Source organism: Streptomyces antibioticus, from assembly GCF_002019855.1.
GTDB classification, from domain to species: Bacteria; Actinomycetota; Actinomycetes; order Streptomycetales; family Streptomycetaceae; genus Streptomyces; species Streptomyces antibioticus_B.
In genome coordinates, this window is sequence record NZ_CM007717.1 from 2,136,050 (window position 1) to 2,147,698 (window position 11,649).

The window sequence follows — 11,649 nt, forward strand, 5'->3', positions numbered from 1 at the left end:
GCGGACGGTGGAATGCGATGCGGAAGCAGGGTGGCGGCGGCGACGTCCAGGTGTTCCGGATCACCGGTGCCCGCCAGGGGCTCCAGGACGATGTGCGGGGCCGGCAGCGCCGGTATGTGATCTCGATGTCGATCCGCACGCTGGCGGTGATCCTGGCGGCGGTGCTGTGGAACGTGGAACGGCATGTGGCGTTCGTGGCGCTCGTCCTGGGGATGCTGCTCCCCTATGTCGCGGTGGTGATCGCCAACGCGGGCCGGGAGAACGCGCCGGGGCTGCCGTCGACGTTCATGAGTACGCCGGTCAGGCCGGTGATCTCGCCGCCGCGGGCGGACGGGGAAGAGGAGCGCGTCGCGGAATCCCCGGGGCCGTGAACGGACCGTGCGCGAACCTCAATAAAAGCTCAGATCAATCATGCTGATGAGGTCCCCTGCGAAGGGTCGGCCGTGACATACTTCGTACGCGCTCCGCATCCCCCGTCGGAGCGACGGACCGACGCCGGGCAGCTCCCCCCGTGGCTGCTCGGCGTCGCCTTTGTGTGCGCATCTGTGAGACGGACCTGTGACTGACGAGACCCCGATCTGCTCCGCCAAGGGCTGCCGTGTCGACGCCGTCTGGGTGCTCGCCTGGAACAACCCGAAGATCCACACGCCGGAGCGCCGCAAGACGTGGCTGGCCTGCGAGGAGCATCGCGAGCATCTGTCGCAGTTCCTGGGTGTGCGCGGCTTCCTGAAGGACGTCGTCCCGCTCGCGGAGTGGGAGCAGGCCGGCTCCTAGCCGCCCGCCGATCGCCTTCTGGCCGCCGATCTCTCCTAGCCGCCGATCGCCGACATCGGGCGGTCCGGCTGGAGGAAGCCCGGGTCGTCCAGACCTGAACCGGCCTTCTTTCCCCACATGGCGAGGCGCCACAGGCGGGCGATCTCCTCGTCGGAGGCGTCGGAGCGCAGGGCGGTGCGCAGGTCGGACTCCTCGCGGGCGAAGAGACAGGTGCGGATCTGGCCGTCGGCGGTGAGGCGGGTGCGGTCGCAGGCGGCGCAGAACGGGCGGGTGACGGAGGCGATGACGCCGACGCGGTGCGGGCCGCCGTCGACCAGCCAGCGTTCGGCCGGGGCCGAGCCGCGCTCGTCCTGGTCCTCGGGGGTGAGGTCGAAGCGGGTGCGCAGCGAGGCGAGGATGTCGCCCGCGGTGACCATGCCCTCGCGCTTCCAGCCGTGCTGGGCGTCGAGGGGCATCTGCTCGATGAAACGCAGCTCGTAGTGGTTCGCGACGGCCCAGGCCAGGAGGTCGGGGGCCTCGTCGGCGTTGAGCCCCGGCATCAGGACGGAGTTGACCTTCACGGGGGTCAGGTCCGCGGCGCGGGCGGCTTCGAGGCCGTCGAGGACGTCCCGGTGGCGGTCGCGGCGGGTGAGGGCCTTGAAGACGTCCGGGCGGAGGGTGTCGAGGGAGACGTTGACCCGGTCCAGGCCCGCGGCCTTGAGGGCGGCGGCGGTGCGCTTGAGGCCGATGCCGTTGGTCGTCAGGGACATCTGGGGGCGGGGGGTCAGGGCGGCGACCCGCTCGACGATGCCGACCAGGCCGGGGCGCAGCAGGGGTTCGCCGCCGGTGAAGCGGACCTCCTCGATGCCGAGCCGGGAGACGGCTATGCCGATCAGCCGGACGATCTCGTCGTCCGTGAGGAGGTCGGGCTTGGCCAGCCACGTCAGGCCCTCTTCGGGCATGCAGTACGTGCACCGCAGGTTGCAGCGGTCGGTCAGCGAGACCCTCAGGTCGGTGGCCACTCGGCCATAGGTGTCGATGAGCACGTGGGGCCCCCTCCCGCGCGGTGGATCGCTTTCTCCGTCCCCTGCGAGCCTACGTGACGCCACCGACAACGACAGTTCCCGATCCCACGAGGCAAGACGCGGCCGCGTCGTAGATCTCTACGATCCCGACGACGCGGCCGCGCCCCCCGGAGGGGTGGGGGGTCAGTGGGCTCCGGTGCCCGTCAGGGAGCGGACCTCCAGTTCGGCGTACTTGTCCTTGTCGGGCTGTTCCTTCGACAGGAGGGTGCCGACGATGCCCAGCAGGAAGCCGACCGGGATCGAGATGATGCCGGGGTTCTCCAGCGGGAACCAGTGGAAGTCGACGTCCGGGAACATCGAGCTGGGCTTGCCGGAGACGACCGGTGAGAACAGCACCAGGCCGACCGCCGTGACCAGGCCGCCGTAGATCGACCACAGGGCTCCGGAGGTGGTGAAGCGCTTCCAGAAGAGGCTGTAGAGGATCGTCGGGAGGTTGGCGGAGGCGGCGACCGCGAAGGCGAGGGCGACGAGGCCGGCGACGTTCAGGTCGCGGGCGAGGGCGCCCAGCAGGATCGAGACGGCGCCGATGCCGACGGTGGCCCAGCGGGCCGCGTTGATCTCCTGCTTCTCGCTGGCCTGCCCCTTCTTGATCACGTTGGCGTAGATGTCGTGGGCGAAGGAGGAGGACGAGGCCAGGGTGAGGCCCGCGACGACCGCGAGGATGGTGGCGAAGGCGACGGCGGAGATGGTGGCCAGCAGGATCGCGCCCCAGTTGGAGTCCACGCCGCCCAGATGCAGGGCCAGCAGGGGTGCGGCGGTGTTGCCGGCCTTGTTGGAGGCGATGATCTCGTCCGGCTTGATCAGCGCGGCGGCGCCGAAGCCGAGGGCGAGGGTCATCAGGTAGAAGGCGCCGATCAGGCCGATGGCCCAGATGACCGACTTACGGGCGGCCTGCGCGGTGGGGACGGTGTAGAAGCGGATCAGGATGTGCGGCAGGCCGGCGGTGCCCAGGACCAGGGCGATGCCGAGCGAGATGAAGTCCAGCTTGGTGGTGCCGCTGGCGCCGTACTTGAGGCCGGGCTCCAGGAACGCCGAGCCCTTGCCGGCGTTGTCTGCGGCGCTGCCGAGCAGGTCGGAGATGTTGAAGTCGAACTTCAGCAGGACCAGGAAGGTGAGCAGCAGGGCGCCCGCGATCAGCAGGACCGCCTTGACCATCTGCACCCAGGTGGTGCCCTTCATGCCGCCGATGGTCACGTAGACGATCATCAGGACGCCTACCAGGGCGACGATGCCGATCTTGCCGGCGTCGCTGGTGATGCCGAGGAGCAGGGAGACCAGGACGCCCGCGCCCGCCATCTGGGCCAGCAGATAGAAGATCGAGACCACGATGGTGGAGGTGCCGGCCGCGGTACGGACCGGGCGCTGGCGCATCCGGTACGCCAGCACGTCACCCATCGTGTAGCGGCCGGAGTTGCGCAGCGGTTCGGCGACCAGCAGCAGGGCGACGAGCCAGGCGACCAGGAAGCCGATGGAGTAGAGGAAGCCGTCGTAGCCGAAGAGGGCGATGGCACCCGCGATGCCGAGGAAGGACGCGGCGGACATGTAGTCGCCGGAGACCGCGAGGCCGTTCTGGAATCCGGTGAACTGGCGTCCGCCGGCGTAGAAGTCGGCGGCGTCCTTGGTCTGGCGGCCGGCCCACACGGTGATGACGAGGGTCGCGGCGACGAACACCGCGAACAGGGTGATGATCAGGGGCCGGTGCTCGCCGGCCTCGCCCGCGGCGAGCAGGGTGGTGTGCTGTACGGGGCTCATGCGCCGCCCTCCATCCGGGACTTGATGGCCTCGGCCTTGGGGTCGAACTTCGCGGCGGCGGTCCGCGCGTACCACCAGGCGATGAGGAACGTGGTGAGGAACTGGGCGAGGCCGAGGGCGAGGGCCACGTTGATGTTGCCGAAGAGCTTGGTGCCCATGAAGTCGCCCGCGTAGTTGGAGAGCAGGACGTACAGCAGGTACCAGGCGATGAAGGCGACGGTCAGCGGGAAGGCGAAGCCCCGGTAGGAGCGGCGCAGTTCACCGAACTCCGCGCTCTCCTGTACCGCGACGAACTCCTCCGTGGAGGGCAGCCGCGCTGGGGTTTTCGAGGGGGGCGGTGTCTCGGTGGCCACGGAGTCTCCTCGCGTTGCGGGTGGCGGTGGACGGGGAGGCTCGATCGTCCTCGGGCTCCCTGTCCAAGGTCACGGCGGCGCGCAAGGACCGGTTCAACACGATCGGGTTGTTTCGAAAGTCGTCGGATGTCGCCGAACGCCCGTCGTGAGGGGACGTTTCGAGGGGTTGCGTCGACTTCACGCCGTAACGCGTCCTAACTCGTCGTCAAAGGCCGTTGCTGGCCGGTGAGTCGGGGAGATAGCTTCGGGCGGAGCAACACCCGTCATGTACCTGCCCAGACGTCACCTGCGTCCCGGGCACGGTCCCGTTTCCGGATGATGTGGAGACCCCATGGCTCATCTGCCTTCCAGACGCCGCCTCGTGCTCGCGGTGCCCGTCGTGCTCTCGCTGACCGCCTCCCTCGGCTTCCTGCCGACGGCGGCCACGGCGGCGCCGGCCACGACGACCGCCGGCTCGGCGTCCGCCACCTCCACGGCCGACGGCGTGAACCTGGCGTACGTCGTCAACACGAAGGTGGACCACCGCACCATCGCGTCGGTGCGGAAGGCGATCGCCAAGGCCGGCGGCACGGTCGTCGCGACGTACGACCGCATCGGTGTCATCGTCGCGCACTCGGCCGCCGCGGACTTCGGGCCGAAGATCCGCGCGGTGCGCGGTGTGCAGTCGGCCGGTGCCACCCGCACCGGGGCGCTGACCGCCGCCGGCACCACCGACGAGGGTGCCGTGCAGGTGCTGTCGAAGGCGCAGGCCGAGAAGATCCGCGCCGCGTCCGCCGCGACCCCCGAGAGCGAGCCCCTCGAGGCCGACCAGTGGGACCTGCGGGCGATCGGCGCCGACAAGGCCGCCAAGATCAACCCGGGCAGCCGCAAGGTGACCGTCGCCGTGATCGACACCGGCGTGGACGACACCCACCCGGACCTCGCGCCGAACTTCTCCGCGTCCCAGTCGGCGAACTGCGTCGGCGGGGTCGCGGACACCACGCCGGGCGCCTGGCGGCCGTACACCGCGGACGACTACCACGGCACGCATGTCGCCGGTGAGATCGCCGCGGCCCGCAACGGCGTCGGTGTCGCCGGTGTCGCGCCGGGCGTCAAGGTGTCCGGCATCAAGGTCAGCGACCCGGACACCGGGTTGTTCTACCCGGAGAACGTCGTCTGCGCGTTCGTGTTCGCCGCCGACCACGGTGTCGAGATCACCAACAACAGCTACTACGTGGACCCGTGGCTCTACAACTGCCTGGACGACCCGGACCAGAAGGCCATCGTCGACGCGGTCAACCGGGCCCAGCTCTACGCCCAGAAGAAGGGCACGCTCAACCTGGCCTCGGCGGGCAACTCCAACCACGACCTGGACTCCGACGCCATCGTGGACGCGAGCAGCCCCAACGACACCACGCCGTACGAGCGGACCATCGACCCGCACGCGTGCTTCGACATACCCACGCAGCTCCCGGGCGTCGTCACGGTGAGCGCGACGGGCGTGAACAAGCTCAAGTCGTACTACTCGACGTACGGCAAGGGTGTCGTCGACATCGCCGCGCCGGGCGGTGACGGGCGCTACCAGATCCCGGACACGCCGTCGAAGAACGGCCGCATCCTGTCGACGATGCCCAACAACTCCTACGGCTTCCTCCAGGGCACCTCGATGGCCTCGCCGCACGCCGCGGGCGTCGCCGCGCTGCTGAAGTCCGAGCACCCGTGGGCGACCCCGGCGCAGCTCCAGGCACTGCTCAAGGCCCAGGCGGACAACCCGGGCTGCCCGGAGTCGTACGACCAGGACGGCAACGGCACCCAGGACGCGACCTGCGCCGGCAACGCGCGGGTCAACGGCTTCTACGGCTGGGGCATCGTGAACGCGCTGCGTGCGGTGAAGTAGGGGCGCGCGGGGACGAGGTCAAAGGGGCCGGGCGGGGACATCCGTCCGGCCCTTTCCCGTGCCGGGGACCCCCATATGTTGATTGATCGGGGTCTTGAATCAATACTGCATGATGCGGTCATGACGGAAATCAAGTTCGCCTGGTCGGAGCTGGGCGGCGATCCCGCCCTCCTCACGCGCGTGTCGACCGTCGTGGGGAAGGGGCCGTTGTCCGCCCGGCTGCCCGTGGGGGAGCTGGCACGCGCGTGTGTGGGCGTGTGCGCGCTCGCCGCCGCGGAGCTGGGGGCGCGCCGGGCCGGGCTGGCGCGGGTGCCCGCGGTGCGGGTGGACGACGGGGCGGTGGCCGCCGCGTTCACCAGTGAGCGGCATCTGCGGATCGACGGGCGGGCGCCCACGCTGTTCGCGCCGCTGTCGCGGTTCTGGCGGACGGCCGACGGCTGGGTGCGCACCCACGCCAACTATCCGCACCACCGGGAGCGGCTGCTCAGGGCGCTGGACGTACCGGAGGACCCGGCGGCCGTCGAGGCGGTGCTCGCCGGGCGGTCCGCGCTCGACGTGGAGGAGACGGTGACCGCGGCCGGCGGTCTGGCCGTCGCCCTGCGCACCCCGGGGCAGTGGGCGGCGCACCCGCAGGCGGTGGCCGTCGCGGAACGCCCGCTGATCGAGCGGATCCCGCTGGACGGGGCACCCGCGCGTGCGCTGCCCCCGCTCCCCCGCCGGGACGCCGGTGCTCCCCTGCTGCCCGCCGCCGGGCTGCGGGTGCTGGATCTGACGCGGGTCCTGGCCGGTCCGGTCGCCACCCGTACCCTCGCGCTGCTCGGCGCGGACGTCCTGCGGCTCGACGCGCCCTGGCTGGCGGAACTGCCCGACCAGCACGCCGACACCGGCTTCGGGAAGCGGTCGGCGGTGCTGGACCTGACGGCGGACCGGCGCGCCTTCGAGGAGCTGCTGGCGGCGGCGGACGTCGTCGTCACCGGCTACCGGCCGGGTGCCCTGGACCGCTTCGGCCTCTCCCCCGAGGCGCTGGCCGAGCGCCGGCCCGGGCTGGTGGTGGCGCAGGTGTCGGCCTGGGGCGCGTACGGGCCGTGGGGCGGACGGCGTGGCTTCGACAGCCTGGTCCAGGTGGCCACCGGCATCGCCGCGGTCGAGGGATCACCGGAACACCCCGGCGCGCTCCCCGCACAGGCCCTCGACCACGGCAGCGGCTACCTGCTGGCGGCGGCCGTACTCCGCGCCCTGACGGAGCGGTCGTACGACGACGGGGGCGGCGGCGGCCGGTTCGTGCGGGTGGCGCTGGCACGCACGGCGGCATGGCTCCTGTCCGACGGCGACGGCGGGGCCACCGGGGACTTCGCCGAAGGTGACGCGCCGGCCCCCTGGCTCACCGAGACCACCAGCCCCCTCGGACGCCTGCGGCACGCACGGCCGCCGGTATCTTTCGAGGGCGGCCCGGAGAACTGGACGCACCCGCCGGGCCCGTGGGGGACGGACCCGGTGCGGTGGGTCAGTTGGTGATCAGGACCTTCAGGGCCGTGCGTTCGTCCATGGCCTTGTAGCCGGCCGGGACGCCTTCGAGGTCGATGGTGAGGTCGAAGACCGGGGACGGGTCGATGGTGCCGTCGAGGATGTCGGGCAGCAGGTCGGGGATGTAGGCGCGGACCGGGGCGACTCCGCCGCGCAGGGCGATGTTGCGGTCGAACATGACGTCGAGGTCGAGGCCGGTGCCGCTGCCGTGCGGGACGCCCACGAAGCCGATGGCGCCGCCGTCGCGGGTGATGTCGACGGCGGTCCGCATGGACTGCTCGGTGCCGACGGCCTCGACGACGGCGTGCGCGCCCTGGCCGCGGGTGAGGTCCCGGACGGCGGCGACGGCGGCCTCGCCGCGTTCGGCGACGACGTCGGTGGCGCCGAAGCGCCGGGCGATGTCGGTGCGGACCTGGTGGCGGCCGAGGGCGATGATCCGCTCGGCGCCCAGCCGGCGGGCGGCGAGGACCGCGCACAGGCCGACGGCGCCGTCCCCGACGACGGCCACGGTGGCACCCGGCCGGACGCCCGCGCCGAGGGCGGCGTGGTGGCCGGTGCCCATCACGTCGGACAGGGTGAGCAGCGCGGACAGCAGGCGCTCGTCGGAGACGGCGTCCTTGGGGAGCGTGACGAGGGTGCCGTCGGCGAAGGGCACCCGGACGGCCTCGCCCTGGCCGCCGTCGTAGCCGACGGAGCCCCAGAAGCCGCCGTGCTCGCAGGACGTGGTCAGGCCCTCACGGCAGTAGTCGCACACGCCGTCGGACCACATGAAGGGCGCGACAACCAGATCGCCGGCGCGCACCGTGCTCACCTCGGAGCCGGTCTCCTCGACCACGCCGAGGAACTCGTGCCCGATCCGCTGCCCCGGCTGCCGGGCCGCCTCGCCGCGGTACGCCCACAGGTCGCTGCCGCAGATGCAGGCGCGCAGCACCCGCACCACGGCGTCGGTGGGCAACTGCACCACGGGCTCGGGGACGTCCTCCACCCTCATGTCGAACGGGGCGTGGATGGTGGTGGCGCGCATGGCGAGGGTCCTTCTCGTGCGGGTGCGTCGGTGCGTGCGCCCAGGGGGTGGTCGGGCGCACTTCACGGTACGCCGTCCCCCACGCCCTCCGCTCCATGAGCCCTGGTCACACCCCCGTCGCGCCGAGCAGGCTGCCCACCGCGTAGGTCACCGCCATCGCCAGCGCCCCGCCCGCCACATTGCGCAGGACCGCCCGTCCCGGTGCCGCCGCGCCCAGGCGGGCGCTGGTCCAGCCCGTGCAGGTGAGGGCGAGGAGGACCGAGGCGACGGTCACCGGGACGCGCCAGCCGGACGGGGGCAGCACGATGGCGAGGAGCGGCAGCAGGGCGCCCGCCGTGAACGCGAGGAAGCTCGCCCACGCCGCGTGCCAGGGGTCGGTGAGATGGTCGGGGTCGATGCCCAGCTCCACGCGCGCGTGGGCCCGCAGGGCGTCGCGTTCCGAGAGCTGTACGGCGGCCTCGCGGGCCACCTCGGGGGTCAGGCCCCGGCGCTCCAGCAGACCGGCCAGCTCCGCGAGTTCGGCCTCGGGCCGCTCCCGCAGCTCGCGCCGCTCCTGCGCGAGGGCGGCCCTCTCGGAGTCGCGCTGGGTGGAGACGGACACGTACTCCCCCGCCGCCATGGACATCGAGCCGGCCATCAGACCGGCCAGTCCGGCCGTCAGCAGCGCCTCGCGGTCGGCCGTCGCCCCGGCCACGCCGACGACCAGGCCCGCGGTGGAGACGATGCCGTCGTTGGCGCCGAGGACGGCGGCGCGCAGCCAGTTCAGACGGGTGCCCAGGGCGCCCTCGTGGGCCTCGTCGTGTGGCTCGTCCGGGGCCGTCGTCGGCGTCGCGCGTTCCGTCACAGGACGGAGCGTCGCACACCGAGGCGCGCGTCCCCGTCCACGCGGCCACGCGCGCGTGCCGCGAACTCCCGTACGGTCCGGGGTGCTTCCCGTGCCCTCGGGCGGGGGCGTGTGCGACGGGGTGTCAGTGCGGGCCCGTATCCTCATGGACCATGCTCGAAGACCACACCACCACAGCGCCCTCCCCCACGGAGTGGCCGGCCGCGTATCCCCAGGGGTACGCGGTCGTCGACGTGGAGACCACCGGCCTGGCGCGGGACGACCGGATCGTCTCCGCCGCCGTCTACCGGCTGGACGCGCGCGGTGAGGTCGAGGACCACTGGTACACGCTGGTCAACCCGGAGCGCGATCCGGGACCGGTGTGGATCCACGGTCTGACGAGCGACGTGCTGGAGGGCGCGCCGCTGTTCGGGGAGGTGGCCGGGGAGTTCGCGGAGCGGCTGGCGGGCCGGGTGCTCGTCGCGCACAACGCGGTCTTCGACTGGCAGATGATCGCGCGGGAGTACGCGCGCGCGGAGCGCGAGGCGCCGGTGCGGCAGCGGCTGTGCACCATCGCGCTCTCCAAGGAGCTGCGGCTGCCGCTGCCCAACCACAAGCTGGAGTCGCTGGCCGCCCACTTCGGCGTCGTCCAGCAGCGGGCGCACCACGCGCTGGACGACGCGCGCGTGCTCGCGGAGGCGTTCCGGCCGAGCCTGCGGGCCGCGGCGGCGGGCGGGGTCCGGCTGCCGCTGCTGGAGTGCCGCCCGCTGACGGAGTGGCAGGACCGGCCGGCGCCCCGGATCGGGCAGCAGGCCGGCGGCCGGGGCGGGTACGGGGGGTACGGCGGCGGGTACCGGCCGACGAGTTGGCGGCCGTCCCGCAAGCGGCCCGCCTGCCCCCACCCCAACCCGGGGCGTTACGAAGACGGCAAAAGACTCAAACAGGGCATGCGGATCGCGTTCTCCGGTGACACCTCGGTCGACCGCGAACTGCTGGAGGACCGTGCGACCGAGGCGGGGCTGCATGTGGCGACGAGCCTGTCCCGGCTGACCAGCCTGCTGGTCACCAACGACCCCGACTCGCACACCTCCAAGGTGGTGAAGGCCCGCCAGTTCGGCACCCCGGTCGTCGACGAGGCCGCCTTCGGCCAGCTCCTGCGGGACGTGGAGCCCGCGGCGGGGGACGACACGCCCACGACGGGTGACGACGCGCCCGCAGCCGGAGAGGAAGCGGCCGCAGACCGGTGACCCGTACGTCCGGGTGATTGCCGGGCGACTCGCCCGGCGGCCGCTCGCCCGCGCGGGGGTGACGGCTCACCCTGTGGCGCATGGCGAGATGCGAAGTGTGCGGCAATGACTACGGAATGACCTTCGAGGTGCACGCGCAGGGCGCGGTGCACGTCTTCGACTGCTTCTCCTGTGCGATCCATCGCATGGCCCCCATCTGCGAGCACTGCCGGGTCCAGATCATCGGCCAGGGCGTCGAGGTCGAGGGCCACTGGTACTGCGGCGCCCACTGCGCCCGCGCCGAGGGGAGGGCCGGCATCGTCGACCGCGTATGAGCCGGGTCGGAGCCGGGTGTCGGCCCACCCCCTGCGACAGCACCCCATGACCCGGGAGGTACGGTCGTGGGGTGTACCGCTTCCTGTTGTCCCGGCAGTGGGTGATCCTCACGCTGGTCGCCCTCCTCCTCATCCCCACGATGATCAGGCTGGGCTTCTGGCAGATGCACCGCCACGACGAGCGCGCCGCCCGCAACCGCCTGGTCTCCGAGGCGCTGGAGGCGAAGCCGGTGCCGGTGGAGCGGCTGACCTCCCCGGGCCACACCGTCACCCGCGGCGAGCGTTACCGCGGTGTGACGGCGACGGGCACCTTCGACACCGCGCACGAGGTCGTCGTCCGGCGCCGCGTCAACTCCGACGAGGAGGTCGGCTTCCACGTCCTGACCCCGCTCGTGCTGACCGACGGCGACGTGCTGCTCGTCAACCGCGGCTGGATCCCGGCGGACGCCCCCAGCCAGACCGCGTTCCCGAAGGTGCCCGCGCCGCCCGCCGGGCAGGTCACCGTCACCGGCCGGCTGATGCCGGACGAGACGACCGAGGCGAGCGGCATCAAGAACCTCCAGGGGCTGCCGGACCGGCAGATCATGCTGATCGACAGCGCGCGCGAGGCGAAGCGGCTCGGTGCCGAGGTGCTCGGCGGGTACATCGCGCTGACCGCGCCCGAGCCCAAGGGCGACACCCCGGAGCCGGTCGGCGCCCCCGGCGACGAGGACGCCGCGCTGAACTACGCCTACGCCATCCAGTGGTGGCTGTTCGCCGCGGGCGTCCCGGTCGGCTGGTTCGTGCTGGTGCGGCGTGAGCGCCGGGACCGCGCCGCGGCGGCCGCCCAGGCGCGGCCGCAGGAGACGGCACCGGCCGCGGTGTAACGGCACCCCGGGCACGGGTTCGTCACTCACCC

12 protein-coding genes are annotated in these 11,649 nt (G+C 72.4%); 7 read left to right on the forward strand and 5 right to left on the reverse strand.

Annotated elements, in window-relative coordinates; translation table 11 throughout:
* Nucleotides 1-17: 17 nt before the first annotated feature.
* On the forward strand, nt 18-371 hold the full coding sequence (locus AFM16_RS09505) for a DUF3099 domain-containing protein (RefSeq protein WP_030790986.1): 354 nt from the start codon (nt 18-20) through the stop codon (nt 369-371).
* A 187-nt stretch (nt 372-558) separates the two neighbouring features.
* Nucleotides 559-774, forward strand: coding sequence for a hypothetical protein (locus tag AFM16_RS09510; RefSeq protein ID WP_030790989.1), 216 nt, complete (start codon nt 559-561; stop codon nt 772-774).
* 35 nt (nt 775-809) lie between these two features.
* Here the strand turns inward: AFM16_RS09510 and moaA are convergent, their stop codons facing one another.
* From moaA to AFM16_RS09525, 3 genes are all read right to left on the reverse strand, one after another.
* Complete coding sequence (gene moaA, locus AFM16_RS09515; protein WP_078633036.1) at nt 810-1,799, reverse strand: GTP 3',8-cyclase MoaA; 990 nt, start codon at nt 1,797-1,799, stop codon at nt 810-812.
* Nucleotides 1,800-1,961: 162 nt separating this feature from the next.
* Complete coding sequence (locus AFM16_RS09520) at nt 1,962-3,590, reverse strand: monocarboxylic acid transporter (RefSeq protein ID WP_030791002.1); 1,629 nt, start codon at nt 3,588-3,590, stop codon at nt 1,962-1,964.
* On the reverse strand, nt 3,587-3,943 hold the full coding sequence (locus tag AFM16_RS09525) for a DUF485 domain-containing protein (protein ID WP_030791006.1): 357 nt from the start codon (nt 3,941-3,943) through the stop codon (nt 3,587-3,589). Before AFM16_RS09525 ends, AFM16_RS09520 begins: the two co-directional genes overlap by 4 nt.
* 331 nt (nt 3,944-4,274) lie before the next feature.
* Here AFM16_RS09525 and AFM16_RS09530 point away from each other — a divergent pair, with 331 nt between their 5' ends.
* Together AFM16_RS09530 and AFM16_RS09535 are read left to right on the forward strand one after the other, a co-directional pair.
* Nucleotides 4,275-5,819, forward strand: a complete 1,545-nt coding sequence (locus AFM16_RS09530) for a S8 family serine peptidase (protein ID WP_030791008.1) — start codon at nt 4,275-4,277, stop codon at nt 5,817-5,819.
* Nucleotides 5,820-5,939: 120 nt separating this feature from the next.
* Nucleotides 5,940-7,334: a CoA transferase gene (locus AFM16_RS09535; RefSeq protein WP_078633037.1), complete on the forward strand. Its 1,395-nt coding sequence runs from the start codon at nt 5,940-5,942 to the stop codon at nt 7,332-7,334.
* Here AFM16_RS09535 and AFM16_RS09540 read toward each other — a convergent pair.
* Together AFM16_RS09540 and AFM16_RS09545 are read right to left on the reverse strand one after the other, a co-directional pair.
* Nucleotides 7,324-8,367 (reverse strand): zinc-dependent alcohol dehydrogenase family protein, encoded by a 1,044-nt coding sequence (locus tag AFM16_RS09540; RefSeq protein WP_078633038.1) that lies wholly within the window; start codon nt 8,365-8,367, stop codon nt 7,324-7,326. The two genes, AFM16_RS09535 and AFM16_RS09540, sit on opposite strands and share 11 nt — an antisense overlap.
* A gap of 106 nt (nt 8,368-8,473) precedes the next feature.
* Nucleotides 8,474-9,211, reverse strand: coding sequence for a VIT1/CCC1 transporter family protein (locus AFM16_RS09545; protein ID WP_030791017.1), 738 nt, complete (start codon nt 9,209-9,211; stop codon nt 8,474-8,476).
* Between the two features lie 152 nt (nt 9,212-9,363).
* Between AFM16_RS09545 and AFM16_RS09550 the strand changes: the two genes are divergently transcribed.
* The 3 genes from AFM16_RS09550 to AFM16_RS09560 all read left to right on the forward strand — a co-directional run bounded on the left by AFM16_RS09550 (nt 9,364) and on the right by AFM16_RS09560 (nt 11,617).
* A complete protein-coding gene (locus tag AFM16_RS09550; protein ID WP_107419052.1) occupies nt 9,364-10,437 on the forward strand; it encodes a DEDDh family exonuclease in 1,074 nt (357 codons plus the stop codon).
* An 80-nt stretch (nt 10,438-10,517) separates the two neighbouring features.
* Nucleotides 10,518-10,751 carry a metallothionein gene (locus AFM16_RS09555; RefSeq protein ID WP_078633039.1) on the forward strand — a complete coding sequence of 78 codons (234 nt, stop codon included), beginning with the start codon at nt 10,518-10,520 and terminating at the stop codon, nt 10,749-10,751.
* A gap of 71 nt (nt 10,752-10,822) precedes the next feature.
* Nucleotides 10,823-11,617 carry an SURF1 family cytochrome oxidase biogenesis protein gene (locus AFM16_RS09560; RefSeq protein WP_030791024.1) on the forward strand — a complete coding sequence of 265 codons (795 nt, stop codon included), beginning with the start codon at nt 10,823-10,825 and terminating at the stop codon, nt 11,615-11,617.
* Nucleotides 11,618-11,649: the final 32 nt, after the last annotated feature.